The 26396-nt window shown below is 72.4% G+C and carries 23 protein-coding genes; 10 read left to right on the plus strand and 13 right to left on the minus strand.

The window, feature by feature from the left end; translation table 11 throughout:
* The first annotated feature begins 39 nt into the window (after positions 1–39).
* Together ACIOD2_RS00400 and ACIOD2_RS00405 are read left to right on the plus strand one after the other, a co-directional pair.
* Entirely contained in the window at positions 40–858 is an 819-nt protein-coding gene (locus ACIOD2_RS00400; protein WP_400532644.1) for a PadR family transcriptional regulator, read from the plus strand.
* A 431-nt stretch (positions 859–1289) separates the two neighbouring features.
* Positions 1290–2327, plus strand: a complete 1038-nt coding sequence (locus ACIOD2_RS00405; protein ID WP_400532646.1) for a class I SAM-dependent methyltransferase — start codon at positions 1290–1292, stop codon at positions 2325–2327.
* 1 nt (position 2328) lies between these two features.
* Here the strand turns inward: ACIOD2_RS00405 and ACIOD2_RS00410 are convergent, their stop codons facing one another.
* The 7 genes from ACIOD2_RS00410 to ACIOD2_RS00440 all read right to left on the minus strand — a co-directional run bounded on the left by ACIOD2_RS00410 (position 2329) and on the right by ACIOD2_RS00440 (position 11637).
* Entirely contained in the window at positions 2329–3648 is a 1320-nt protein-coding gene (locus ACIOD2_RS00410; protein ID WP_400532648.1) for a M14 family zinc carboxypeptidase, read from the minus strand.
* A gap of 130 nt (positions 3649–3778) precedes the next feature.
* Positions 3779–4195 (minus strand): hypothetical protein, encoded by a 417-nt coding sequence (locus tag ACIOD2_RS00415; protein ID WP_400532650.1) that lies wholly within the window; start codon positions 4193–4195, stop codon positions 3779–3781.
* Between the two features lie 77 nt (positions 4196–4272).
* Positions 4273–9753 carry a biotin carboxylase N-terminal domain-containing protein gene (locus tag ACIOD2_RS00420; RefSeq protein WP_400532652.1) on the minus strand — a complete coding sequence of 1827 codons (5481 nt, stop codon included), beginning with the start codon at positions 9751–9753 and terminating at the stop codon, positions 4273–4275.
* A gap of 267 nt (positions 9754–10020) precedes the next feature.
* Entirely contained in the window at positions 10021–10260 is a 240-nt protein-coding gene (locus tag ACIOD2_RS00425; RefSeq protein ID WP_323330826.1) for a hypothetical protein, read from the minus strand.
* A gap of 101 nt (positions 10261–10361) precedes the next feature.
* Positions 10362–10580: a hypothetical protein gene (locus tag ACIOD2_RS00430; RefSeq protein WP_400532654.1), complete on the minus strand. Its 219-nt coding sequence runs from the start codon at positions 10578–10580 to the stop codon at positions 10362–10364.
* A gap of 2 nt (positions 10581–10582) precedes the next feature.
* Complete coding sequence (locus ACIOD2_RS00435; protein WP_400532656.1) at positions 10583–11317, minus strand: hypothetical protein; 735 nt, start codon at positions 11315–11317, stop codon at positions 10583–10585.
* Positions 11314–11637: a PadR family transcriptional regulator gene (locus ACIOD2_RS00440; protein ID WP_400532658.1), complete on the minus strand. Its 324-nt coding sequence runs from the start codon at positions 11635–11637 to the stop codon at positions 11314–11316. Before ACIOD2_RS00440 ends, ACIOD2_RS00435 begins: the two co-directional genes overlap by 4 nt.
* A gap of 121 nt (positions 11638–11758) precedes the next feature.
* On the opposite strand from ACIOD2_RS00440, the gene ACIOD2_RS00445 reads away from it, so the two are divergent.
* From ACIOD2_RS00445 to ACIOD2_RS00460, 4 genes are all read left to right on the plus strand, one after another.
* On the plus strand, positions 11759–12079 hold the full coding sequence (locus ACIOD2_RS00445; protein ID WP_400532660.1) for a hypothetical protein: 321 nt from the start codon (positions 11759–11761) through the stop codon (positions 12077–12079).
* Positions 12080–12154: 75 nt separating this feature from the next.
* Positions 12155–13648: a CehA/McbA family metallohydrolase gene (locus ACIOD2_RS00450; RefSeq protein ID WP_400532662.1), complete on the plus strand. Its 1494-nt coding sequence runs from the start codon at positions 12155–12157 to the stop codon at positions 13646–13648.
* A gap of 93 nt (positions 13649–13741) precedes the next feature.
* A complete protein-coding gene (locus tag ACIOD2_RS00455; RefSeq protein WP_400535355.1) occupies positions 13742–14530 on the plus strand; it encodes a hypothetical protein in 789 nt (262 codons plus the stop codon).
* 149 nt (positions 14531–14679) lie between these two features.
* Complete coding sequence (locus ACIOD2_RS00460) at positions 14680–15201, plus strand: hypothetical protein (RefSeq protein ID WP_400532664.1); 522 nt, start codon at positions 14680–14682, stop codon at positions 15199–15201.
* Here ACIOD2_RS00460 and ACIOD2_RS00465 read toward each other — a convergent pair.
* Positions 15157–15828 carry an iron-sulfur cluster assembly protein gene (locus ACIOD2_RS00465; protein WP_400532666.1) on the minus strand — a complete coding sequence of 224 codons (672 nt, stop codon included), beginning with the start codon at positions 15826–15828 and terminating at the stop codon, positions 15157–15159. The two genes, ACIOD2_RS00460 and ACIOD2_RS00465, sit on opposite strands and share 45 nt — an antisense overlap.
* 1 nt (position 15829) lies before the next feature.
* The gene (locus tag ACIOD2_RS00470; RefSeq protein WP_400532668.1) at positions 15830–16843 is read right to left on the minus strand and encodes an amidohydrolase family protein; all 1014 of its coding nucleotides are present in this window, start codon (positions 16841–16843) and stop codon (positions 15830–15832) included.
* A gap of 153 nt (positions 16844–16996) precedes the next feature.
* Between ACIOD2_RS00470 and ACIOD2_RS00475 the strand changes: the two genes are divergently transcribed.
* On the plus strand, positions 16997–18469 hold the full coding sequence (locus ACIOD2_RS00475; protein ID WP_400532670.1) for a helix-turn-helix domain-containing protein: 1473 nt from the start codon (positions 16997–16999) through the stop codon (positions 18467–18469).
* Here the strand turns inward: ACIOD2_RS00475 and ACIOD2_RS00480 are convergent.
* Positions 18444–19682 carry an MFS transporter gene (locus ACIOD2_RS00480; RefSeq protein ID WP_400532672.1) on the minus strand — a complete coding sequence of 413 codons (1239 nt, stop codon included), beginning with the start codon at positions 19680–19682 and terminating at the stop codon, positions 18444–18446. The two genes, ACIOD2_RS00475 and ACIOD2_RS00480, sit on opposite strands and share 26 nt — an antisense overlap.
* 81 nt (positions 19683–19763) lie before the next feature.
* Here ACIOD2_RS00480 and ACIOD2_RS00485 point away from each other — a divergent pair, with 81 nt between their 5' ends.
* Positions 19764–21173: a PLP-dependent aminotransferase family protein gene (locus ACIOD2_RS00485; RefSeq protein ID WP_400532674.1), complete on the plus strand. Its 1410-nt coding sequence runs from the start codon at positions 19764–19766 to the stop codon at positions 21171–21173.
* On the opposite strand, the gene ACIOD2_RS00490 is transcribed toward ACIOD2_RS00485, so the two are convergent.
* Positions 21155–22570: an MFS transporter gene (locus ACIOD2_RS00490; protein WP_400532676.1), complete on the minus strand. Its 1416-nt coding sequence runs from the start codon at positions 22568–22570 to the stop codon at positions 21155–21157. The genes ACIOD2_RS00485 and ACIOD2_RS00490 overlap by 19 nt on opposite strands.
* A gap of 80 nt (positions 22571–22650) precedes the next feature.
* Positions 22651–23124 carry an SRPBCC family protein gene (locus ACIOD2_RS00495; protein ID WP_400532678.1) on the minus strand — a complete coding sequence of 158 codons (474 nt, stop codon included), beginning with the start codon at positions 23122–23124 and terminating at the stop codon, positions 22651–22653.
* A 204-nt stretch (positions 23125–23328) separates the two neighbouring features.
* Here ACIOD2_RS00495 and ACIOD2_RS00500 point away from each other — a divergent pair, with 204 nt between their 5' ends.
* Complete coding sequence (locus ACIOD2_RS00500) at positions 23329–23844, plus strand: bifunctional nuclease family protein (RefSeq protein ID WP_323330839.1); 516 nt, start codon at positions 23329–23331, stop codon at positions 23842–23844.
* Positions 23845–23848: 4 nt separating this feature from the next.
* On the opposite strand, the gene ACIOD2_RS00505 is transcribed toward ACIOD2_RS00500, so the two are convergent.
* On the minus strand, positions 23849–24832 hold the full coding sequence (locus ACIOD2_RS00505) for a LysR family transcriptional regulator (RefSeq protein ID WP_400532680.1): 984 nt from the start codon (positions 24830–24832) through the stop codon (positions 23849–23851).
* Between the two features lie 93 nt (positions 24833–24925).
* Here ACIOD2_RS00505 and ACIOD2_RS00510 point away from each other — a divergent pair, with 93 nt between their 5' ends.
* Positions 24926–26335 (plus strand): aminopeptidase P family protein, encoded by a 1410-nt coding sequence (locus tag ACIOD2_RS00510; protein ID WP_400532682.1) that lies wholly within the window; start codon positions 24926–24928, stop codon positions 26333–26335.
* Positions 26336–26396 lie beyond the last annotated feature (61 nt).

Here is a 26396-nt window from a genome sequence, read left to right on the forward strand (position 1 = left end):
TCGTGCGAATGTCGGCGATACGACGATCGAGGAGGCACCATGGTGATGCACACCGGAGCAGGGCGGATGTTCGGCGGATTCGGGGGCGGGGAGCCCTTCGGCAGTCACGGGCACCCGGGCCACCCGGGGCTCCCGGGCCACCACGGGCATCCGGACCACGAGCACGGGATGCCCGGCCACGAGGACTGGGAAGGCGGCCCCGACCTGGCGCGCGGCGGGCCGCCGGGTGGTTTTCCGCCGCACCCACCCCACCCGCCGGGGGTTCCCGGTGGTCCGGGCGGCTTCCCCGGGTTTCCGGGGTTCCCGGGCGGGCCGGGGTCGTTCGGCGGCCCGGGTGGCTGGGGCGGCGGCGCCTTCCAGCGGGTGCGGGACTTCCGGGGTGGGCGGCCCGCGGCGCGTCCGGTGCGCCCGGCCGTGCTCGCGCTGCTGGCCGAGGAGCCGATGCACGGTTACCAGCTGATGCAGGAGATCCGGCGGCGCACCCACGACCGGTGGCGGCCCAGCCCCGGTTCGGTGTACCCGATCCTGCAGCAGTTGGAGGACGAGGGCCTGGTCCGCACGGTCGAGTCGGGCGGCAGGCGCGTCGCCGAGCTGACCGACGCCGGGCGGGAGCACGTCGACGGCCGTGAGGAGGAGTTCGCCGCCCTGTGGTCCGACGGCGCACCCGAGGACGAGCCGAACGCCGACCGCTTCGCCGCGCTGTGGAACGCGCTGGGCGAGCTGTCCGGCGCGGCCGCCCAGGTCGGCTACAGCGGCAACGAAGCCCAGGTCACCGAGGTGAAGAAGATCCTCGCCGACGCGCGCCGCCGGGTCTACGCGGTCCTCGCCGACGCGGACCTGGAGGACGAGGAAGCCTGACGGACCGGCCTGCGAGCTGCTCAAGCCGTGAGGGGCACCCTCAGGGACACGTAATCCCTGAAGGTGCCCCTCACGGCACGGGGCGGCTGGCCCTCGGGTGCTCGTATGTCCTGAGGGTGCCCCTCACGGCGGGCCGCAAGGTCCTCGGTGCTCGGATGTCCTGAAGGGCACCCTCATGGCTCTGATGTCCGTCAGGGTGCCCCTCATGGCGGCGCGGGCCCTTGGTGCTCGGATGTCTTGAGGGGCACTCTTGGGGACGCGCAAGCCGTGAGGGTGCCCCTCATGGCAGGGGTGGCCGGCCCTCGGTGCTCGGATGATCTTGAAGGGCACCCTCAGGGACGCGCAAGCCCTGAAGGTGCCCCTCACGGCATGGCAGCCGGTGGGAGACCGTCCACATCGGACGGTGGCCGAGGCGGGTAAAGTCGGTCCGCATGGAGGAAAAGGACTTCGCGGCGCATCTGACCGCGACCATGACCGGCAGCGCGCTGACCATGCTGATCGGGCTCGGGCACCGCACCGGGCTGCTCGAAGCGGCCGCTCGCGGGCCCGCGACCAGTGCCGGGCTCGCCGAGCGGGCCGGGCTGCGGGAGCGGTACGTTCGCGAGTGGCTGGGCGCGATGGTCACCGGCGGCATCTTCACCTGCGACGCGGGGGAGTACACCTTCCCGCCAGAGCACGCGAAGTTCCTGCTCGGCGACACGGCGTCGAACCTGATGCCGTCGCTGCTGACGCTGAGCGCGTTCACCGGCATCCTGCCCGACCTCGAGCGCAGCTTCGCCGAGGGCGGCGGGGTGCCGCGGTCGGCGTACGGGCCCTACCTCGAGACACTCGGCGCGAAGACCGGCGACAGCTGGAAGCACATCTACCGCGAGCACCTGGTCGACGGCTTCTTCGGCGCCGTCCCCGGCCTCACGGAAAAGCTGACCGAGGGTGTGCGCGTGCTCGACCTGGGCTGCGGCACCGGGAACGCCATCTCGGTCGCCGCCCGGGCGTTTCCCGCGTCGCGGTTCACCGGTCTCGACATCAATCCCGGCGTCGTCGCGCAAGCAGCAGAGACCAATGCGGACCTGCCCAACGCCGCGTTCGCGGTGGGGGACGCCGCCGAGCTGACGGCCGACCCGCCGTACGACCTGATCACCGCGTTCGACGCGATCCACGACCAGGACCGCCCGGACGTCGTGCTGCGCCGGATTCGCGGGGCGCTCGCGCCGGACGGGCTGTTCTTCATGGTGGACACCAACTTCTCCAGCCACGTGGAGAAGAACGTCGGCAACCCGCTCGCCGCGCTGTGCTACTCGATCAGCCTGATGTACTGCACCACGACGTCGCTCGCCGAGGGCGGCGCGGCGCTGGGTGCGATGTGGGGCACCGAAAAGGCGTCGGAAATGCTCGCGGACGCGGGGTTCCGGCACGTCGACGTGCTCGGTTCCCCGCGTCCGCAGAACTGCATCTACGTCTGCCGAGTGTGAGTCACTGCTGGTACGGCGCCGCCGCGGCCTTCGCGGCGGTGACCAGCGCGCCCTTGTTCTTCGGCCAGAAGGTGCTGTCCACGCAGGTGTAGCGCGGCAGGAACCCGCCGCAGGTGCCGCTGGAGCCGCCGACCTCGAACGTCACGCTGGCGACACCGAGTTCGCCGTAGGTGAAGTCGTCGGTGGTGCCGCTCGTGTCGTAGCCGACGGTCTCCTCGTTGGTGCCGACGAGGTAACCGTTGGACGCGGCGTACTTCGCGCCGAGCTTGCGGTACTGCGCGTCGTTCGGCGAGGTGGCCTGCGTGAAGCCCCACGGGATGATGATGTCGTTGCCGTAGCTGTGCAGCGTGATCATCGTGCCCTTGGCCGTCGCCGGCGCCGGGTCGTTGTTGCCGGTGCCGCGCTGGTCCGGGTAGATCGAGCGGGCCAGGCTTTCGAGCGCCTTCACCTCGGGTTCGGAGCCGGCGCTCGCGCCCTGGTAGGTCTCGGCGCAGGGGGAGTTGGAGTCGCCGCCCCACTTGAACGTCGAGTTGCGGTTGAGGTCGATGCCGATGTTGGTGCCGGAGCAGCCGCCGCGGGTGTTGTTCGCGTTCTTGCGCTGCAGCTTCGGCGAGTTGCCGCCGGAGGCGACGATGTCGACGCCGTCCGGGTTCGAGATCGGCACCACCCAGACCTCGGTGGTGTCCAAAATGGACTTCGCGGTGGCGTCGGTGGCGTAACCGTCGGCGAGGTAGTCGATCCAGCGCCAGGCGAGCTCGCCGGTCGACAGCTCGCGCGCGTGGATCTGGGCCATCAGGAAGAACTTCGGCTTCTTCGACGTCGTCGAGAGCGTGCAGTCGCCGGTCTGCTTCTTGGTCAGGCAGATCGCCTGGATGTCGTGGCCGCCCTGGCCCTGCTGCTTCTTCCACGACTGGCCGATCGTGTACTTCGTGGCCAGGTCGGGGTGCGCGGCCGCGACGCTCGTGAGGTGGGCCTCGTGCGCGGTGACCGTGCGGTATCCGCCGTAGAAGGTGTCCGCGGCCAGGGAATTCGCCTGCGCGGGCAGTTCTTTGTAGACGGTGTCGAAGAAGGTCGGCCGGTACCCGAGGCCGCGCAGCTGGTCGGCCACGGACTGACCGCCGACGACGTACACCGAGCCGGCGTCACCCTCTTCGACGTCGAACCCGGCGCCGGTCAGGGCGGCGGCCTGCGCCGCGGACGCCGGGACGCGCCAGAACACGGGCGTGTCGGCGGGCTGCGCGGTGGCGCTGCTGCCCAGCAGGGACGCGAGCAGGGTGCCGGCCGCCACCAGGGCGAGCCGGGACAGGGACCTTGACGCCATCGGGGGATCTCCTCACGGCCGCACGGATGGACGCCCGGTAGCGGTCCGCGAGCCCACGGTCACCGCACCGGCACGCACAGTGTGTCGGTGCGGGACAAACCCGCCATACCCCCGAAAGTCGCGAAACCGGTCAACGGCGTTGGTCCCGCGCGCGCTCCTCGAACCGCGCCAGCCGGTCCCGGTCGGGTTCGATCTCCTCGAGAATGTCGTACGCCAGGTCGGCGCGACCGTGGCACAGCTCGTGGTAGAAGAGCCACAGCGCTGCCCGGGCGTGCTCCTTCGCGCGTTCAGGCAGCTCGATCCTGGCCTGCGCCGGCTCCTCGATGTGAACGTCGGCGGACACGATCTCGCCGATGAGGTAAAGCACCCACGTCCGGGCGGGGCGGGGCAGCTCGGTCGCCAGCGCGGCGCAGAGCGCGGGCACCAGGTCGACCGCCGGGGCGAACATGTTGCCCTGGATGAGCAGGTAGTTGTCGAAGTAGCCGTAGGCCACGCTCCGCCCGGTCCAGTCGTAGCGCTCCAGCTCGATCGACACGGCCGAAAGCATCGTGAAACCCCCATCAGGCGCCGGAAACGAAAACTGGGGCCGACCACCTGAGTGGCCGGCCCCGGTTGCCGGAAGGGCTACTTCTTCAGGCCGTGCTCGATCGACTCGATGATCCGCGGCCGCAGTTCCGCCGCGCTGATGATCGCGTCCACCGAGCCGACCTCGACCGCGCGCTGGATGTTGTGGACGCGGTCGAACTCCGCGGCCACCTCGCCGACCTTCTCCGCGCGGACCGAGGACTGGACCTCCGCCAGCTGGGCGTTGAGCGCCGCCCGCTCGGCGCCGCTGGCCGCCGATACCTGGGCCTGCAGCTCGGTCACCCGGGGGTCGGTCGCCGTGCGGTTGTTGACCTCGCCGGAGAAGACCACCGCCGCGGCCGGGGCGCCGCCCAGCACCGAGGCGAACGAGCCTTCCAGCGCCAGCACCGTCATGTTCGGGTTGAGCGCCTTGGAGAACACCACGAACGCGCCGCCGTGGTAGCGGGAGATCACGCAGAACACGATCGGGCCGTCGAAGTTGACGATCGCCCGGCCGATCTCCGCGCCGTACTCCAGCTGCAGCTTCCGCAGCGACTCCGGCGAGCCGTCGAATCCGGATAGGTTCGCCAGCACGACCAGCGGCCGGTTGCCCGACGCGGCGTTGATCGCCCGCGCGGTCTTCTTCGACGACCGCGGGAACAGCGTGCCCGCGGTGTAGGCGTCCGGGCCGTCGGTGGGCGGGAAGCCGCGGCGGGGCACCGAACGCGACTCGATGCCGACCAGGCAGACCGGCCAGCCGCCGATGTGCACGTCCTGCACCGCCGAGGTGTCGGCGTCGGCCATGCCCGCCCAGCGCTCCAGCACCGGGTGGTCCTGGTCCGAGAGCGCGCGCATCACCGTGCGGATGTCGAAGGCCTTCTTGCGGTCCGGGTTGTGCTGGGCCGAGAAGATCTCCCCGACCGTCTTGAAGTCGCTGCCGACGATCGCGTGCGGGTACGGCGAGACGTCGCGGTCCACCGGGTCGTTCGAGGCGGCCCGGCGCGGGCCGGTCTCACCCGGCACGACGTAGGTGTGGTCGTAGTGCGACATCAGCACGTCGCGCGCGGCCGTCAGGTTCGGCGCCCAGTACTGCGCCTGGCCGTTCGGGCCCATCACGCGGTCGTAACCGCCGATGCCGAAGTTGTCCTCGGCCGACACACCGCCGGAGAAGTCCAGCGCCTGCTTGCCGGTGAGCACCATCGCCGAGTCCGGGGTCATGATCAGGACGCCCTTGGTGTGCATGAGCATCGTCGCTTCGGCGTTCCAGTACGGCTGGGCGCCGACGTTGATGCCGACGACCACGACGTTGATCTCGCCGCCGTCCTGGGTGAACGTGACGATCCGCTTGAGCGCCGCGGCGACCCAGTCCATGTTCTCGGTGCCCGAGGACATCGAGATCCGGGCGCCCGCCGACACCGCGAACCACTCGAGCGGGACCTGCATCCGCTCGGCCAGGTCCAGCGCCGCGATGACCCGCGAGCACTCCGGCTCCGACAGCGCGCCCAGCGCCTTCGTCGGGTCGCCGAGCAGCACGACGCGGGTAACGCCCTCGGGGTGCCGCTCGGTCGGCGTGGTCACGACACCCGCGATGATTGCCGCGGAGTTCTTGCCCTTCGGGCGGTCCACCGGCACCAGCGCCCCGGCCTCGTCGAAGTCGTGCTCGACGAAGCTGCCGTCGGTCCCGGACAGCAGGCCGGTCAGCTCGTACGGGTAGACGTTGCCGCGCCGCGCCGCGCGCAGCACCTTCTGGCGGTAGTCGTCCAGCGGCTGCAGCGGCTCGTCGGTCGGCGCGCCGACGTGCAGGCGCGCGCCGTTGCCCGGGTCGAGGGTGATCCGGACGGCGATCTCGGTCAGCTCGCCGGAGTGGGCGCGCTGGCGGGCCAGGAACTGGACCTCCTCCAGCCCGGCGCCCGCCGTGGTCGGCAGGATGCGCTGGACCAGCGTGTTCAGCTCTTCCGGGGTGATCTCGGTCGACGGCCAGACGTACATCATGATCCGGTTGGTGTCGAACCGCTTGTTCTGCGGCCGCTGCGCCTGGATGTTGCGGATCGCGTCGAGGCACGCGGTGATCGCGTCTTCGACCGCGGGCAGCGAGACCAGCCGGCCGTCGGCCTCCCGCAGCGGCGTCAGGTCGCGGACCTGGCCCATCGCGATGAGCCGCTCGTCGGCCGGGTTGCTCTTCGCGACGGCCTTGAAGAGGTAGATCTCCTCGTCCGACGACGGCAGCCGGGTGAGGTCGAACTCGCGCAGCCGCTGCAGCTGCAGGCGCTGCGCGATCATCGGGTGCAGGCCGCGGATCAGCCTGTCCTCGGCGAAGCCGGCGCCGTCGGGGCGGAAGGTGAAGTGATGGTGCATCACCGCACCGCTGGTGCCGGCCACCGTGGTGGTGATCCGGCGGACCCCGGCGGGCAGCGACTGCCCGGCCAGGATCTCCCCGAGCCGCACGGCCATCGCGTCGGCGTCCGGCTGGCCCTCCCACGTGACGTAGAGGTCGGCGACCAGGCCGCGCTCGGGGACGTCGGCGGCGAACGTGCCGACCGCGCCGATCGCGTCGGGCAGGGCGGCGATGTCGACGGCGGTGGTGACCACCCGCGTCACGCCGTGGCGCCCGGTGTGCTCGGCGGTGACGAACCGGCAGCCCGCGGCGTCGCGCGGGGTGACCTCGGCCAGCCCGCGGTTGCCGTAGTAGCGGCGGGTCAGGACCTCCAGCAGCGGCGCGTGGTCGCGGCCGGGCCGCCCGATCCGCTGGCCGATCAGCCGGACCAGCGGCTCGGCGCTGGCCACCATGGTCTGGATCCGCTCGGCGCGGTCCGGGGAGTCCGGGTTCCGGTCGAGGTGACGCAGCTCGTCGCGGACCGCGGCGTAGACGCGGGCGCGGCTGCGGCGCAGCAGCGGCTGGGCGAACCAGCGGAACACCACGCCGCGGGCCAGGTCGGACACCGTCGGGAAGCGCACCTGCGTCGCCTCGACCAGGTGCTCCAGGGTGAGGCCGGCGCGCTCGCTGTCCGACTCGAGCGGCGGGGCGCCGGCCAGCCACTGCCGCAGCAGCTCGGAGACGACGGCGACGTCCGACGACATCCGCTGCTGCGCCAGGAAGATCCGGAAGACCGCGCCTTCCAGCTCCGGCGTGCGGTCGAGGTCGGTGACGCCGTAGTGCCCCAGGACCTTCGTCAGCTTGGCCTGGAAGCCTTCGGTGACGCCCGCGCGCTCGACGTCCAGGCTCTGCAGGTAGCTGTGGAAGAACTCCCGCGCGCTGTGCACCGGGCTGCCCGGCTCGGTGTCGAGCTCGCCGCCCGGCTTGTTGCGGCTCAGCTCGGACAGGTCCGCGAACACGGTCAGCAGCTCGCGCTCACCCTCGAGCGGGCGGGCACCCAGCTCGGCGCGGGCGGCCAGGTAGGCCGACAGCACGCGCTTGCGCTCGGCCGGGTCGACGTCGAAGCCCAGCAGCAGGCTGCGGAGATCCTGCAGGCCGCGTTCGACCCGGGCCTCGGCGGAGACGCCCGACGGCACGGCGGGCAGCTCGATCTCGACGGTCTCGGTTTCGGTGGCCTCTTCCTCTTCGGCGCCGTCGGCCAGCGGCTCGAGCCGCATCAGCGGGGCGCCGGTCTCGACCTGGCTGCCCACCGACACCGGGCACTCGCGGACCCGGGCGCGGAACGGCGCGCGCAGCACCGTCTCCATCTTCATGCTCTCCAGCACCAGGATCGGCGCGTTCGCCTCGACCTCGTCGCCCACCGACAGCGGTGTCGCGACGACCAGCGCGGGCGCGGGGGAGCGGACGACGCCGCCCTCGTCGCGGCTGATCCGGTGGGTGACGCCGTCGACCTCGACGAGGTGGATCGGGCCGTGCGTGGCGGAGATGAACCGGAACCGCTGGCCGTTGACGACGATCAGGCCGCTGTGGGCGTCGAACCGCTCGATCTCGACGTCGGCCGGGTGCACGTCGCCGCCGCCCGAGATGCCGACGCGGAAGCGCTTCTGGCCGCAGCGGGCCACGGTGACGCGGTAGCCGACCCCGCGCAGCTTGAGGTCCAGCGGGCGGCCGGACTCGTGCTGCACCTGCGGGCGGCCGCCGTACGCCGTGGTCAGCAGCCGCTGGACGGAGACCTCTTCCTCGTCCTGGTAGGCCTCGATGGCGGCCGCGGCCAGCGCGATCGCGGAGTGCCGGTGGGTGACCAGGCGGCCCTCGGCGCGGACGCGGTCGATCCAGCCGGTGTCGGCGCTGGCGTCGATCACCTCGGGCTGGTCGAGCAGGTCGAGCACGAAGCTCTTGTTGGTGGCGCCGCCCTCGATGATCACGATGGTCTCGGCCATCGCGCGGCGCAGCCGGGCGAGCGCCTCGTCGCGGTCGCGGCCGTAGGCGATGATCTTCGCGATCATCGAGTCGAAGTCGGCCGGGATCGTGTCGCCTTCGCTGACGCCGGTGTCGACGCGGATGCCGGGGCCGGCGGGCAGGGCCAGCCGGGCGATGCGCCCGGGGGAGGGGGCGAAGTCGCGGTCGGGGTCCTCGGCGTTGAGGCGCGCCTCGACGGCGTGGCCGCTCTCGGCGGGCTGGTCGCCCTCGAGCTTGCCGCCGCCGGCGACGTGCAGCTGCAGCTTGACCAGGTCGGTGCCGGTGGTGATCTCGGTGATCGGGTGCTCGACCTGCAGGCGGGTGTTGACCTCGAGGAAGGCGAACAGCTTCTCGCCCGGGTGGTAGAGGAACTCGACGGTGCAGGCGCCGCGGTAGCCGACGGCGACGGCGAGCCGCTCGGCCGAGGCCTTCAGCTCGGCCGTCTGCTCCGGGCCCAGCACCGGGGAGGAGGACTCTTCGATGATCTTCTGGTTGCGGCGCTGCACCGAGCAGTCGCGCACGCCCAGCGCCCAAGCCGTCCCGCCGTCGGAGATCACCTGGACCTCGACGTGCCGGGCGCCGGTGACCAGCCGCTCCAGGAACACGACACCGGAGCCGAAGGCGCGCAGCGCTTCCTGGCTGGTGCGCTCGTAGGCGTCAGCGAGGTCCTCGCCGGAGGCCACCATGCGGATGCCGCGCCCGCCGCCGCCCGCGGTCGCCTTGAGCATCAGCGGGTAGCCGATGTCGTCGCCGGCGCGCAGGGCGTCCTCGAGGGTGGCGACCTCGCCGCGGCTCCACGGCGCGACCGGGACACCGACCTCTTCGGCGATCAGCTTGGCGCCGATCTTGTCCCCGAGCTTGCGCATCGCGTCCGCGCTCGGCCCGACGAACGTGACGCCGACCTTCTCGCACAGCTCGGCGAAGGCGGGGTCCTCAGCGACGAAGCCCCAGCCGACCCAGGCGGCGTCGGCCTTCGTCTCGACGAGGGCCTTCTCCAGCACCCCCAGGTCGAGGTACGGCCGCGCCGAGGCCGGGCCCAGGTTGTAGGCCACGTCGGCTTCGCGGACGAAGGTCGCGGTGCGGTCCGCGTCGGTGTAGAGGGCGACCGTCTCGATCCGCTCCCCGGTTTCCGCGGAGAGATCCCGGACGGCGTGGATCAGCCGCATTGCGGCTTCTCCACGGTTGACGATGGCGACACGACTGAACACCGGCTGAGCCTCCCAAGTACCCACGCACAGAAGGCGACGCACCTGCCCCGGGGCGTCGCCTGCACCTGCCTACACCCTGGTCGATGACCGACGGGCTGGCCAATGTCCGGCATGGCGCATGCCGGAGGCGATGCTTTGTGGGAACCCCACAAAAAGCGACCGGCGCCACACCGCGCGGCGCCGGATTCTCGCGAGGACTGCCACAAAGCACACGGGGAACCCTACGCCCGGGGTGACTAGGAAAACATCTGGTTGCCACCCCTATGTTCAGGAGGCCAGCAGCACGTCCGACTCCAGTACCTGCCCCAGTTCCCGGCGTTCGGCCTCCGACAACGGCACGGCGGCTACGCTGCACCGCCCGTCGGGCCCGGGCGCGGTGGTGATCGCCAGCACGGGCCGCCCGTCGATCTCACGCAGGGTGACGCGGCCGCCGCAGGCGAGGTCCACGGTGACACCGGGCCGCTCGCGATGCCGGCCCATCCAGCGGCTGACGAAGTCGAAGGTCATCGCGGTCTCCCTCGGTACGGGCGTTCTCCCCGAGCACAGGTGTCACGGGTTGATGCCCCGGATACGCCGGGTTCACACGCCGGAGGGGAAGAATTCCGCTTTCACCGCCGCCGGAACGCGCGGAGCGCGGCGCCGGCCAGCGTGACGCCGCCCAGGCAGGTGGCGCCGAGGCCGCCCGCGGTCAGCGCCACCGTCGCGACGACGCCGGCCACGGCGACCGTCACGACGAGGATGAGCACCGCGGCCCTGGCGGTGCGCGCCCCGTCGGCCACGACGTGGCGCACGAGCGCGGTGTAGGCGTTGTCGGCGCGGTTCGCCACGGTCAGCTCCGTCCGCGCTCGGCCGCGGCGGCGCGGACGAGGCACCGCCGCAGCGCGAAGGAATGGGCGAGTTGCCTTACCGCGTAGTGGATTTGACGCCCGCGAGGCAGCTCGGCCAGCTCGCCGCGGAACTCCTCCCCGAAGCGGGGACGCTGGGCAGGCGGCAGTACCTGCAGCGCTAGTCCCAGTACGTTGCGGCAGACCAGGCCCGGCCGCCCGGGGGTGACCGGTGCCGTGTTCCGCGCCAGCTGCCGGATGACCTTGGCGACCGTGACGCGCGCCTCGCCGACGGGATCGCCGTCCATGGGCCCGGCGACGGTGCGGGCGAACTCGAGCCGCTCGAACAGCTCGGCCCGGGAGCGCCGGGCATCGAGTGCCGTGAGCCGTGCTTCGAGGACGGCTTGCAGGGCGGTCGTCACCTGTTCCCGGTCGCCCTCCGCGCGCAGCTCCACCCTGGCCGCGGCTTCGGCGGTCCAGGCCAGGTGCAGCACGGTGTCGGCGTCCGTGGCGGCGGCCAGGTCGCAGGCCAGGTCGAGGCTGTTGGCCAGGCGGCGGGTGAGCTCCCGGTGGGGAGCGAAGGCCAGCGCGCGGTTGTTGGACAGGATGTGCGCCAGCCGCCGGGCCGTGGCCAGCTCTTCGGCGTTGTCCTTCTTGGCGCGAGCGCGGTCCAGGGTGTCCTCGAGCCGGCGGGCCAGCGCGAGGTCGGCGGCGTCCTGCTCGGTGTGGCGGCGTCTCATCCGGCACCGCCGGCGAGTCCGGGCCGCAGCCCCCGGCCGGCGAGCTTGGCCGCGGCGGCCTCCGCGCGGGCGAGCGCGGTCAGTGCCGAGGCCGCGCCGTCGCGGCTCAGCCGGTAGAACCGCCGCCTCGGCCGGCCGGCTTCGTGCGGGTCGACGTCTTCCCAGCGGCTTTCGAGCCAGCCGATGCCCTCCAGCCGGGCCAGGATCGGGTGGATCGTGCCGCTGGGAAGTTCGGCGACCGCGCAGATCTCCAGCCCGTACATCTCCCGCGCGGGCTCGGCGAGCAACGCGCGCAGCACCAGTTGCGTCGGCAGTGTCATCCGTGGTCCGGTCCGGGCACCCATACCTTTACTCTACCATGGCTAGGTAGAGATAGACGTAGAGAGAGGCCATGCCTGCCGAAGAGACGCCACGGCCGGGCCCGGCCCTCATGCTGGGCAGATGGACCTGGCACACCTGGCTTCGGCGGCGCGGGACGTCTTCTCCGCGAAGCTGGTCTACGGCGAACCGGTCGAACGGGACGGCGTCGTCGTGATCCCGGCCGCCGCGGTGTTCGGGGGCGGGGGTGGCGGCGACACGGACGCGCTGCCCCTGCGCGAAGGCGCCGGGTTCGGGGTGCTCGCGCGGCCCGCCGGGGCGTTCGTCGTGCGCAACGGCACGGCGAAGTGGGTGCCGGCCGTCGACCTGACGCGGCTTGGGCTCGCCGCCGCCGTCACCGTCGTCGCGGTGGCGAGAGTTGTCGCGAAGCGGGCCAGGAGGTGAAGAGTTCACCGCCGGTTCTTGTTCGCGTTCGCCTTGCTGACCTAGCGTCGGGCCGTCACTGATGCGGAGGTCGGCATGGATGTCAGCAGGCGTACGTTGCTCCGCGCGAGCGGGCTGGCCGCGGCCGCGGGGATGCTGCCGGGCGTCGCGTTCGCGGAGCAGACCGGCGGTACCCGGACGCAGACCGTCACCGGCACCTTCAAGCCGGACATCCCGGACTGGTACTACCTGCCCGTCGACGTCCCGCGCGGGGTCAAGCAGATCGACGTCGTGTACTCCTACGACAAGCCGCAGGTGCCCGCCGGCACCCGCGGGAACGCCTGTGACATCGGCGTGTTCGGCCCGGAGGGCCACGACCTGGGCAACGCCCGCGGGTTCCGCGGCTGGTCCGGCGGGTTCCGCGACCGGTTCTCGATCAGCGCGTCCGAGGCGACCCCCGGCTACCTCGCCGGGCCGGTCAAGCCCGGTCGTTGGCACGTCATCCTGGGCCCGTACACCGTCGCGCCGCAGGGCCTGAACTACAAGGTCGACATCACGCTCACCTTCGGGCCCGACGGCGCGCCGTTCCAGCCGAACCCGGCGCCGGAGACCGCGCCCGCCCGCGAGAAGGGCCGCGCCTGGTACCGCGGCGACGGCCACCTGCACACCGTGCACTCCGACGGCCGCCGCACCCCGGAGCAGCTGGTCGCCGACGCGCGCGCCGCCGGTCTGGACTTCATCGTCTCGACCGACCACAACACCTCCAGCGCGCAGCTGCAGTGGGGTGAGCACGCCACGGACGACCTGCTGATCCTCAACGGCGAAGAGGTGACGACGCGGTCCGGGCACTGGCCCGCGCTCGGCCTGCCCGCCGGCACCTGGATCGACTGGCGCTACCGCGCGGCCGATCCGCAGGACTTCCGCCGGTTCACCGACCAGGTGCACCGCGCCGGCGGCCTGGTCACCGCCGCGCACCCGTTCGCCAACTGCTTCGGCTGCACGTACGAGTTCGCCTACGAGATCGCCGACCTCGTCGAGGTGTGGAACGGGCCGTGGACCCAGGACGACGAGGCGAGCGTCATCCACTGGGACGGGCTGCTGCGCGGCGGCCGGTTCATCCCGGCGATCGGCGACTCGGACGCGCACAACCCGGACCAGCGCGTCGCGCTGCCGCACACCGTCGTGTACGCCGACCGGTTGCGCCGCAAGGAGCTCCTGGCCGGGCTGAAGGCCGGCCGGTCGTGGCTGGCCGAGTCGTCGGCGGTCCAGCTGGACTTCACGGTCTCCGGCGGCGGGCGCACCGCGGGCATCGGCGACCGGCTCCCGGCCGGGATCGGCACGCCGGTGACGGTCAGCGCGACGGTCGGCGGCGTGCCGGGCACGACGGTGACGTTCCTCGACCAGCTGGGCCCGGAGCACACCGAGACCGTCGGCGACTCCGGCGCGGCGACCGTCACGTGGACGACCTACCCCCGCTACAGCCGCTGGGTGCGCGTCGAGGTCCGGCGCCCGTCCGGTGGCCCGAACACGACGACGCCCAACGCCATGGTCGCGATGTCCAACCCGATCTTCCTCGGCACCGGCCACTGAACCCCGCCCCGCGCCCCGCGTCTTCCGACAGGGCAGACTGGTGCGATCGGGTGACGGGGAGGCAGTGTGCGTGGATGTGGCCTGAAGGTGGCCATCTTCCTGGGGGCGGTCGTCGTGCTGACGGCGGGGATCGTCGTGGTGTCGGTGCTCGTGCGCAGCCCGGTCCGGTCGCCCGGGTGCACGGTGACCTCGCCGGGGGAGAACGCGACGTCGGTCACGTTCACGCCGGAGCAGATGGACAACGCCGCGAAGATCTCGGCCGTCGGCACCAAGCTGGGCCTGGCCCCGCACGCGGCGACGGTCGCGCTGGCCACGGCGTTGCAGGAGTCGAAGCTGCAGAACCTCGAGGGCGGCGACCGCGACTCGGTCGGGCTGTTCCAGCAGCGGCCGAGCCAGGGCTGGGGCACGGTCGCGCAGCTGCGTGACCCGGTCTACGCGTCGACGGCCTTCTACGAGAAGCTCGAGAAGCTGCCGGGCTGGGAGACGATGCCGATCACCGAGGCGGCGCAGGCCATCCAGCGCTCGGGCGCCCCGGACGCGTACGCGCAGTGGGAGCCGCAGTCGCGCGCGATGGCGGCGGCGTTCAACGGCCAGTTCCCGGCGTCGCTGACCTGCCGCAACCTGACCCTGGCACCGCCCGCGGACATCGCGGCCCTGGCGACGGCGGAGCTGGGCACGGCCAAGTTGAGCGGAGCGCACCCGGCGGCCCAGGGCTGGACGTACGCGAGCTGGCTGGTCGGCCGCGCGGAGGCGCTGGGAGTGGACAAGGTGAGCTTCGCCGGCCAGACCTGGACGGCGGCGTCCGGGGCCTGGGCCCAGGACACCGCCGCCGGTCCGGACCTCTCGCTGCACCAGGCTCCTGCTGCGCCGCCGAGCCAGTGAGGCCCCACCACCGAGGAGACTCGAAGTCCGTGAAGGCACTGAAGCGCGGTTGCCGTGCGGCCAGGGTGCTGCCGCCGGTCCGGACTTCTCGCTGCTCCTGCTGCGCCGCCGAGCCAGTGAGGCCCCACCGCCGAGGAGGCTCGAAGTCCGTGAAGGCACCGAAGCGCGGTCGCCGTGCGGCCAGGGTGCTGCCGGCGGTCGCCGTGGTGGCCGCGAGCCTCGCCGGCTGCGCCTCGCCGGACCGGCCGTCGGCCGGCGCGGCGGTGCCTCCGGACCCGGTGTCGCGTGCCGAAGCGGAATCCCTGCTCGCCACGGCGGTTTCGCTGGCCAAACAGCCGAACTTCTGCGCCGTGGTCGCCGCGAGCGAAGAGCAATGCCGCAGCGAAGTGGCTTTCGCCGCGAGCGCCGGCTGGCGCCCGGGCGACACGCCACCGCGCGTGACCGGCGTCCGGCAGCTGCCGGCGACGGTGACCGGTGGATCACCGGTCACCGTCCTCGAGCTGGCCGGCGCCCGAGCTGACGCCACCCCGTTCACCGCCGACTTCGCCACCGCCCGTACCGACCCCGACGGGGATCCGCAGCCTCACCCCGGTCTACTGGTCCGGGGTCGGCTACCGCGACCGCTCTCAGGAAGCCTCCACAGTGGACTCGGGATAGCGGGTGCGGAGTAAACCGCGGCAGAAGTGCGCGTTGCCCTCGATGGAGATCCGGACCGACCGCGCGAACCGCAGCCGCAGCGGGATCTCCTCACGCGGGAACGGCGTTCCGTGCTCGTCGACCAGCACCGGCGCCGACGGGTCGAGCGACAGCCCGAGCGCCTCGCGACGGCGCACCAAGGCCTCGGAAGAGGGCACCAAAGGTAGGTCGGCGAGGGTCACCGCGTGCAGGTCGACGTGCTCGTCCGCACGCACCAGGACCGTCAGCGCGCGTTCCATCGCGGCCTGGTGGGCCTTGCGCCGGAACGTCTGCCGCAGCTCTTCGAGATCCTCCTCGGCCTCGTGGCCGAACGTGCCGCGGTAGCCCGCGTCCGCCGCGAGGCCGCGGTTGATCAGGTCCGAGTCGTGGTGGTCGTCGAGCATGACGACGACCTCGTCGGTCCAGGGCAACGCCGTCAGCACGTCCTTCGCGTCCGAGGCCATGAGGTAGGCGAAGTTCGGCGCGCAGAACGACGTCGGGAGTCGCAAGTGGACGGTGACGCGCCCGCCGTCGACCTCGAGCGACTTCACGAAGCCGAGGTCGGTGATGGGCTCGTCGAGCTCCGGGTCGAGGACCGCGTCCAGCGCGGTGTAGGCGTCCACCTCACGCCACCGAGACGGCCTGGGTCTCGATCGGCGCGAGCTGCAGCTCCGACGGCACCGGGATGTCGTACATCTTCGCCGCGTTGAGCCCGAGGATCTTCTTCTTCTGGTCCACGGTCAGCGGCGCGTACTCGGGCAGGTCCTCCGGGATCTGGAAGTCGACGAACCGCTCGATCAGCCACTTCGGCGTCCAGATCGCGTAGTCGCTGGAGAACTGGATGCGGTCCTCGTCCAGCCAGTACAGCAGCTCGCCGACGATCTGCGCGAAGTACTTCGGCCGGGTGTGGATGAACGGCATCGCCACCGCGAGGCCCGCGTGCACGTTCGGCTCCTGCGTGGCGATCCAGCAGAAGTCCTCCAGGCGCGGCAGCCCACAGTGCTCCACGACGAAGTTCAGGTCGGTGAAGTCGGTGGCGGCGTGGTCGACGTCGGCGACGTCGAAGGCGTCGCGGTCGAGCGGCCGGATGGTCGGTCCTTTGTGGACGTGGATGTTCTTGACGCCCAGTTCCTGGCAGGCTTCCAGGTACTTGTACGTCCACGGGTCGTTCAGCTTGTACCCGCGCGAATCACCCTGCCACTCGGCGGTGTAGAGCTTGACGCCCTTGAGGCCGAAGCGCTTGGCGTCTTTCTTGAACTGGTCGAGCCCGGCCTGTTCGAGCCGCGGGTCGAAGTTGTGGTTGTAGGTCAGCTTGCCCGGGTGCTTCTGCGTCAGCGCGAACGCTTCCTCGGTCTGGCCGAAGCCGTTGTTGTAGAACGCGCCGAGGTGGGCGGGCTGGAAGATCGCGTGGTCGACGTAGCCGTCCTCGAACAGGTCCTTCAGCAGCCGCTCGCCACCCTGGTAGAGGTAGTCCTCGTACGGCCAGACCTCGGACTCCGGGCTGAGGTTGCGGTGGTAGTCGTAGAAGCAGTCGATGAACTGCTTGCCGTGGATGTTGCGCTGGTTCTCCGGGCGCGCGTCCCAGAGCGCCACGTGCGCGTCCACGATGAAGTAGTTTTCGCCGTCCTTGCTGTACATGTGCGTCCTCCGCGTTCGTGACCTCCGTTGGCCCGTGCTGGCGACGGTAGGCACGACGGCCCTGGCCGGGGACCCACCCGGTGTCTCGATATGAGACAGGCGAACGCTCCCGGCGGACGTAGCGTCGGGGAGTCCGACGCAGCGGAGGTCGAGGTGGAGAGCCCACAGGTGCACGTCACGCGGTCGTTCGACGTGCGCGGCGCCGCCGCCATCGCGCCCCGGCTGCGGGCGTCCTGGCAGCGCAGCGTGCGCTACGGCGTACCCGAGGACGAGGTCCTGCCGGTGTTCTCGGGCGCGGTCGACACCGGTTCGCTGCTCTACGAATGCGGCACCGAGGTGCTGCGCGGCCTGCAGACGACCCTGGCCAACGAGCCGATCAGCCTGATGATCACCGACAGCGAAGGCCTGGTGCTGAACCGCCTCTGCACGGACGCCTCGATCAGCCGCTCGCTCGACAAGGTGTACCTGGCGCCCGGGTTCTACTACGCCGAGAGCAACGCGGGCACCAACGGGCTCGGCCTGGCGCTGGCCGACCGGGCGCCGTCGCTGGTGCGCGGCGGGGAGCACTACTGCGCCGACCTGCGCGGATACACCTGCGCGGCGGTGCCGGTGCTGGACCCGCTCACCGGCACGCTCGCCGGGAGCGTCAACCTGACGACGTGGTCCGAGCAGTCGTCCGAGCTGCTGCTGGCCCTGGCCCAGGCCGCCGCCGGGAACACCGCGGCGCTGATGCTGGCCCGTGCGTCCGGCCGGATCGCCCGCCCGACGCCGCGCGGCGAGGTGTTCCGCGTCTACGCCGACCGCGTCGACCCCGGGACCCTGCCGCGGCTCTCACCCGCGTGGACCACCGCTTTCGCCGAGACGCAGGCGGCCTTGGCGGGTGGCCGGGTCGTCGCCGTCGTCGGCGAACCCGGGGCGGGCAAGACGGCGCTGGCCTCGCTCGCGCACCGGGAGGTGCGGCCCCGCGACCGCGTGCTCAACGCGCGCCCGCCCGCGCCCGACGACGTCGACACGTGGCTCACGCTCTGGACACCCGAACTGACCAAGGACGACACGTGCGTCATCGTGTCGGGCGTGGACGCGCTGCCCGCGTGGGCGGCGGGGGAGCTGGCGCGGCTGTTCGCCGAGGCGCGTGCCGCGGGCGGGCTGGTCCCGTTCGTGCTCACCGCGGAGGACGCCGGTGCGCTGCCCGCGGCGCTGAGCCCGCTGGTCGACCGGGTCGTCGAGGTGCCGGCCCTGCGGTTCCGCCCCGACGACGTCCTCCCGCTGGCCCACCACTTCGCCCGGCGGGACCGCGGCCGCGACGTCACGTTCACGTCGGCGGCGTCGCGCGCGCTGATGGCCTACGACTGGCCGGAGAACGCGAAGCAGCTTCGGCGTGTGATGCGCGAAGCCGCCGCGCGTTCGGACGTCATCGACACCCAGCACCTGCCGGCCGAGGTGTTCACCGGCGTCGGGCACCGGCTGAGCCGGCTGCAGGCCCTGGAACGCGACGAGATCGTGCGGTGCCTGTCCGAACCGGGTGCGACGGTGGTGCACGCGGCCGCGCGGCTCGGCATGGGCCGCGCGACGCTCTACCGCAAGATGGGGCAGTACGGGCTCAACGCGCGGCAGCTGAAGTCCTAGCGTTCTCCTGGGCCCAGCGCACCGCCGGCCCCATCGCGAAGCCCGCGGCCAGGAAGATCGCGCCCATGAGCAGCCAGCCCGGCAGGCCCCAGCCGATGACGACCGTGCTCAGCAGCACCGGGCCGATCGCGCGGGCCACCGACGTCCCGGTGCCGAAGAAACCCTGGTACTGGCCCTGCTTGTCGGCCGGCGCGAGCGCGAAGCCGATCTCCCAGGTGCCCGCCGACTGCAGCATCTCGCCGAACACCTGCACCAGTGCGCCGACGACCAGCACGGCGAACGCGACCCACGGCGAGGTGCCCGACGCGGACAGCGCGAAGGCGACGCAGGAGGCGAACAGCAGCACGCCGGACCGGCGGACCATCCGCGCCGCCGAGCCGATGCTCGCCAGCCGTCCCGCCACCCGGACCTGGAACAGCACCACGACGACGGTGTTGAGCACGAACAGCGCGGACACCGTCCAACCGGGCGCGGCGGTGCGTTCCACGACCCACAGCGGGATCGCGACGCTCAGCAACGGCATGCGCAGCAACAGGATCGCGTTCAGCAGCGTCACCACGGCGTACGGCCGGTCGCGCAGCACGGCCAGCTTCGGCTCACCGGCTTTCGGCAGGGCCGACCCCGCCACCGTGGGCAGCGCGAAGAGCAGTCCCGCGGTGACCAGGAAGGTCACGGCGTCCAGGACGAAGACCGTCAGGTACGCCGACGCCGTGTCGGCCGAAAGGGCGAGGCCGCCCAGCCCGGCGCCGATGGCGAGCCCGGCGTTGCCCGCGGACTGCAGCTGCGCGCGGATGCGGGTGCGGTGCTCCGGGTCGGCGAGCGCGGCCAGCAAAGCCTGGCGGGCGGCGGCGAGGCCGGTCTGGCAGCTCGCGTAGAGGCACGCGGCCAGGACGAACAGCAGCGGCGACCGGACGACCAGGAAGGCGAGGATCGACACGCTCGTCGCGAGGGCCAGCAGCACCGCGGAACCGCGGGCGCCGTGGCGGTCGGCGAGGTGGCCGAGGGGCACGCCGGCGACCGAGCCGACGGCCCAGCCGAGGGTGAGGCCGAGCCCGACCTGGGCCGGCGTCAGGCCGACGATCCGGGTGAAGAACAGGACCGAGCAGGTCAGGAACGCGCCGTCGCCGAGCGAGCCGGCCAGCTGGGCGGCCGCGAGCAACCGGCCGGGCGCCGTTTTGGGGGCCTTCACGGGGCGGTCCAGAGTCACTGTCATGAGGGTTACGTTAGAGCGCGACTTGGCCCGATCCCAGATCCAATTGTGGCCTGATTGATTGGGCCAATGTAGCCTCGGCGGATGGACTTCCACGTGAGTCTCGCCGGGCGGGGCGACCTCAGCGTCCGGATCTACCGGCAGCTGCGTGACGCCGTGCTCGACGGCAGGCTGCGCGCGGGGGAGCGGCTCCCGCCGACCCGCGAGCTGGCGCGGCGGCTGGCGGTCTCGCGCAACACCGTCGCGGTGGCCTACGACCGGCTGACCGCCGACGGCTTCCTCACCGGGCGCGTCGGCGCCGGGACGTTCGTGTGCGCCGAGCTGCCCGCCCGGGCGAAGCCGCGCAAGGCGCCTTCGGGCGCCAGGCCGCAGCCGAAGGCCGTGTGGCGTTCGCTGCCGCCGCCGGTCGCGCCGGCGACGCAGGTGCCGGAGTACGACTTCCGCGTCGGCATCCCCGACGCCGAGTTGTTCCCGCTGGAGACGTGGCGGCGGTTCCTCGCGCGGGAACTGCGGGACGCCGCGTGGTTCGCGCACTACGTCGACCCGGCCGGCCACCCGGGCCTGCGGGCGGCCATCGCCCGGCACGTCGGCGTCTCGCGGTCGGTCCGGGCGGGCGCGGACGACGTGCTCGTCACCCAAGGCGCGCAGCAGGCGCTCGACCTGCTGTGCCGGGTGCTGCTCGAACCGGGGGACCGGGTGGCCGTCGAGGAACCCGGCTACCGGCTCGCGAAGCTGCTTTTCGCTTCGCACGGCGCGGAAGTCGTCGGAGTGCCCGTCGACGGCGAGGGCCTCGACGTCGCCGCGCTGCCGCCGCGGACCCGCCTGGTGTACGTCACGCCGTCCCACCAGTTCCCGCTCGGCACACCGATGTCCCTGGCCCGGCGCACGGCGCTGCTCGCGTGGGCCGAGCGGGCGGACGCGGTGATCGTCGAGGACGACTACGACAGCGAGTTCCGGTTCTCGGACCGGCCGCTGGAACCGTTGCAAAGCCTCGACCGTGACGGCCGGGTGGCGTACGTCGGATCGTTCTCCAAGACCCTGCTTCCCATGCTGCGCCTGGGTTTCCTGGTCGCGCCGGCGTCGCTGCGGGACGCGTTGCGCCACGCCCGCCAGCTCTCGGACTGGCACGGCGACCTGCCCGCGCAGGCGGCACTCGCGCGGTTCATCGACGAGGGCCTGTTCGCCCGGCACATCCGCCGCGCGACGAAGGTCTACGCCGAGCGGCACGAGCGGATCACCTCGACGCTGGAAAGGGTGTTCGCGGGCCGGCTGCGGGTGGTCCCGTCGGCCGCGGGCCTGCACCTGTGCGCCCTGTCGGACGACGACCTCGAGCCCGTCGCGGCCCGCGCTTCCCTGGCCGGGGCGGAAGTCCAGACCCTGTCCGACCTGTGCGGCGGGTTCCCGGAGCAGGGCCTGGTGCTGGGCTACGGCGCGATTCCGCTGGACCGCATCAACGAGGGCCTCGCCGCGCTGGACTACGCCTGGACGTCCTGAGCGGGCATCACCGGTGCCGGACTCGGCTCGACGTGGTGGTCGGTCCGGCGCCGGGCGGCGATCAGCAGGCCGCCCGCCGAAGTGGCCACCGCCGTGGCCAGGATCAGGAGCCAGCCGTCGCGGAAGTCCGTCAGGTCCGGGGTGCCCGCGAAGATCGCGACCAGGACCGCGGTGCCCAGGACCGTGCCGACCTGCCGCGTCGTGTTGACCATCGACGACCCCGCGCCCCAGCGAGCGGCCGGCAGGACCGTGCCCACCACGCCGGACAGCGATGGCAGGATCAGGCCGACGCCGATCCCGGTCAGCAGCTGGCCGGGGAGCATCGCGCCGACGTAGTCACGCGTGGAATCCATGCGCAGCAACCAGATCAGCGCCCCCAGTCCGAACGAGACGCCGCCGAGCGCGACGATCGGGCCCGGCCCGAAGCGGTGCACGAACCGGCCGCCGAGGATCGACACCGGCACCACCATCAGCGGCCCCGGCGCCAGCGACAGCCCGGCGAGCAGCACCGAGTCGTGCCAGACCGACGTCAGGAACAGGACGTTGCCGAACAGCATCGCGGCGAACCCGGCGGCGAACACCCCGGTGGTCACGCAGGCCAGCCACAACGTCGGGACGCGCAGCGCGGGCAGGTCCAGCACCGGCACGGCGTGGCGCGAGGACCGCAGCGGCACCCAGGCCAGCGCGACGGCGGTCACCGCGAACGCGAGCAGCACGGCGGGGGAGCCCCAGCCGTGGTCGGGTGCCTCGACCAGCGCGTAGGCGAGCGCCCCGACGCCGACGAGGAGCCCGGCCGCGCCGAGCAGGTCCGGGACGCCGGTGCTCGTGTCGCGCGACTCGCGCAGCACACGCGGCCCGGCCAGCAGCGTCGCCGCGCAGATCGGCAGGTTCACCAGGAACACCCAGCGCCAGGACGCCTCCACCAGCAGGCCGCCGACCGGCGGGCCGAGCGCCGCGGCCGCCGCACCCACCGATGCCCAGACCCCGACCGCCATCGGGCGGCGGTGCGCGGGGAACGCCGTCAGCAGCAGCGCCAGCGACGTCGGCATGACGAGGGCCGCGCCGACCGCCTGCACCGCGCGGAACCCGATCAGCACCGGGATCGACGGCGCGGCCGCGCACGCGGCCGAGGCGAGCGTGAACACCGCGACACCGATGAGGAACAGCCGCTTGCGGCCGTAGCGGTCGGCGAGGCGCCCGGCGGGCGCGAGGCAGGCGGCGAACAGGACCGTGTAGCCGTTGAGCACCCACGACAGCGTCGCGAGGTCGTCTCCCGGGAACGCGGCCCGGATGCCGGGGAAGGCGATGGTGACGATGAACGTGTCGAGGCTGGCCAGGAAGGCCGCCGTCGAGACGACCAGCAGCACGAGGCCGGGCTTCGGCGCGGTGGCGGGCATGTCCCTCCTAGGTTTGAAAAAGCAACCTAGTCGGGAGAGTGGGTTTAAACAAGAGACTGAGCTGCTCGGAGCGACCTAGCTCACGCCGCGGCCCGCAGCTCCGCGCGCGCCTTGAGCGCCGCGAGGGTGTGCTCGATCGACTCGACGTTGTACCCGGGCCGGTCGACCCGGCCGGTGACCTTGGGCCCCATGAACTTCCGCACGACCCAGCTGCCGATCCGGTACCAGTTCTCGGTGACCACGCAGCCGGACGCGGTGGGCGTCAGCACGTACTCCCACCGGGAGACGCGCGAGCCGAGCGGCGTCCGCACGTCGAAGGCGAACCGGCGGTCCGGCTCGCAGGCGACCACCAGCACCCGCGTCCACCACTGCAGCTCGCCGTTGCGGTTGCGGCCGCGGAACCGCGCGCCCAGGGCCGGTCCGGTGCCGTCGAGCCAGCGGCCGCCGATGTTCTCGGGGCTCAGCTCACCCATCCGCGGCAGGTCGGTGACCCACGACCACACGGTGGCCGCGTCCACGGGCACGTCTATGCTGCGGGAAATCGTCGGTTCCACACCCGTGACGGTGACAGCGCCCGGCGCCGCCGGGCAAGGGATTCCGGCGTTGTCCGCAGCGGAGAAGAGCCGGACGTTTCGGGTGGTCAGGCCGGTAGGCCGAGCCGGCGGCCGTTCTGGTGAAAAAGTAGCGGCCGAAAGCAGGGTGTAAACCCGGACTTTCTGGGTACCTCGCGCGCGGAGGGTCCTTACACGGAGGGTGCGGTGGTCAGCGTGATCCCGATCGAGGTTGTGGGGATGGCCGTCCCGGTGCCGGGCGAGGCCCCCTTGATGCTGCTGCGGGAGCCCGACGGCGCCCGCCGCTGGCTCGCCATCATGATCGGGTACGGCGAGGCCGAGGCCCTGGTCCGGGCCCGCGAGCAGATCGAGCAGCCGCGGCCGGGCACGATCGAGCTGCTCGGCGACGTGCTTTCGGCGTTCGGCCAGGGTGTCGCGGCGGTCGAGCTGACCGAGGTCCGCGACGGCATCTTCTACGCCGACCTCGTGCTCGTGGACGGCACCCGCGTGTCGGCCCGCCCGAGTGACGCGGTCGCGCTCGGCCTGCGCCAGGGCGCGCCGATCCGGGTCGCCGAGGAGGTCCTCGACGTCGCGTCGGTGCAGCTCGAGGTCGAGGAGCAGGAGGCCGAGAGCCCGGCGGCCGACGCGCTCGACACCGAGGCCGAGGTCGCCCGCTTCCGCGCCGAGCTCGACGGGCTGCGGCCCGAGGACTTCGACCTCTGACGGCTCAGCCCGTTTCGCCGAAGTAGCCGACCAGGCTGTCCCAGGACCGCTCGTCCCGCCGCCGCGTCCACCAGGACCGGAACGGGACCGACGCCATCGCGTGGCGGGTGTAGGACGTCATGGCCGCGCGGTAGACCTGCTCGGCCTGGTCCCAGGTCACCCGTTCCTTGCGCCAGGCCAGCACGAGCCGCATGCGCATCGGGTCGTTCTTCAAGGGGCGCACGACCATGCCGGGCAGCTCGGGCGCGGTGGGCTCGACCAGCTCCACCGCCTGGCCGGCCGTGATCAGCTGACGGCCGCCGCCGTTCGGGCACTCGAAGCGGATCCGCGGGGTGAATCCGGCGCGCTGCGCCGCGGCGCGCAACGACGTCAGCGAACCGTCCTCGGGGCCCGGCGGGCCGACCCAGGCCTCGTCCGCGAGGTCGGCCAGGTCGACCTCGGTGGCCCCGGCCAGCCGGTGCCGTGCGGGCAGGCCGATGAAGACCGGGATCCAGGGCAGCAGCACCCGGTGCCCGAGGTGCTTCGCCAGCGGTACCTCCTGGTCGTCCGACATGGCGATGACGGCGATGTCGAGCGTGGCGCGGGCCAGCGACCGGGCCAGCACCGCACTCGACGGTTCCAAGTGGACGGTCACCTCGAGGCCGGGCAGCGCGTCGTCCAGCCGCTCGACGAACGTCGGGAGACAGTCCATTGGGGACGATCCCAGCCGGAGCGGGCCGGTGCCGGCCGAGCCGAGGAGATCGGCCTCGAACCGGTCGAAGTCCAGCAGCAGCACCAAAGCCCGCCGCAGCGTCTGCTCGCCGACCGGGGTCGGCGTGACGCCGGTGTGGCTGCGGACGAACAACGGCGTGCCGATCTGGCGCTCGAAGCGCTGCAGCAGGGACGTCAGCGACGGCTGGGACATGCCCAGCGCGGCGGCCGCCCGCGACAGGCTGCCCGCCTCGGCGATGGCGCAGATCGCCCGCAGCTGCCGGATCTCCAGGGCCATAGCCGGAGTCTATCGCCGCGGGCCATTACACCCCGGGTGTTCTCGGTGTGACGCTGCGGCGGACCTGTCTTCGAGAAGATCGAGGGGGAGCCGATGACCGGCGACCGAACCCGGCCCGACCTGCGCGCGCTGCTGGGCGCGAAGGGCTTCCGGAACTGGATCCGTGAGGGCTGGGAGCCCGCCGCGGACGTCGTCGACGTGCCGGAGGGCACCGCCGAGGCCGCCGCCGCGCACCGCGGCCGGTTGTCCGCGGCGCTGCCCGGGCACCGGATCGCGCTCGCGGCCGGGCGTGCGGTGGTGCGGTCCAACGACACCTTCCACGGCTTCCGCGCCGACAGCGACTTCGTCTGGCTCACCGGGTGTCAGCGGGAAGGCGCGATCCTGGTGCTGACCCCGGCCGGTGACAGCCACCACGCCACGCTCTACGTCCCGCGCCCGGCCGAGCCGGACGAGACCGACTTCATCGGCGACGCCGACACCAGCCCGCTCTGGGTCGGCTCCGCCGCGACGCCCGCCGCGTACGCCGAGGCGCTCGGCCTCGAGTGCCGCCCGCTGGAGGACCTGCCGCGCGGCCTGCGTGGCCGGCACCCGCAGGTGCTGGTCGCCGCCGGTGTCGACCCGGTGCTCGACGCGTACGGGCAGGGCCACAGCGAGCGGCTGCGCACGGTCCTCGCGGAGCTGCGGCGGATCAAGGACGAGTGGGAGGTGGGCCAGCTGCGGGCCGCCGTCGACGCCACCGCCCGCGGGTTCGCCGACGTGCTCGCCGCGCTCCCGGAGGCGGTGCGCGGCGGCGGGGAACGCTGGCTGCAGGGCACGTTCGACCGGCGCGCCCGCACCGAGGGCACCGGCCCCGGGTACACGTCGATCGTCGCGGCCGGGCGGAACGCGCCGGTACTGCACTGGACGCGCTGCGACGGGCCGGTGGCGCAGGACAGCGTCGTGCTGCTGGACGCCGGCGTCGAGCTGGATTCGCTGTACACGGCCGACATCACCCGCACCTTCCCGGTGTCCGGCGAGTTCACGACGGCCCAGCGTGACGTCTACGGCCTGGTGCACGCGGCGCACCTCGCCGCGCTCGCCGAGGTCCGCGCGGGCAACGACTTCGGCGCGTTCCAGGCGACTGCGCTGGAGGTGCTGGCCAGGGGGCTGCACGACTGGGGCGTGCTCCCGGTGTCGGTGGACGAGGCGCTGGCGCCGGACGGGCAGCACCACCGCCGGTACATCGTCTGCGGCACCGGCCACTTCCTCGGGCTGGACGTCCACGACTGCGCCGCCTCGAGCCCCAGTGCCTACCGGCTGGGGCAGCTGGCCGAGGGGATGGCGCTGGCCGTCGAGCCGGGCCTGTACTTCCACGCGGGTGACCGGACGGTACCGCCGGAGCTGCGTGGCCTCGGCGTGCGCATCGAGGACAACGTCGTGGTCACCGCGACCGGGTACGAGCTGCTGTCCTCTTCGTTCCCTTCGACCGCCGAGGAGGTCGAGGCCTGGGTCCGCGTGGCATGATGGCATCGATCGGTAAAGCGAACGATGTGCTCCGCCGATCGTACGGTTTGCCGAACGAAGG

The sequence above is a fragment of the Amycolatopsis sp. NPDC088138 genome (assembly GCF_044741685.1).
Lineage (GTDB): Bacteria > Actinomycetota > Actinomycetes > Mycobacteriales > Pseudonocardiaceae > Amycolatopsis.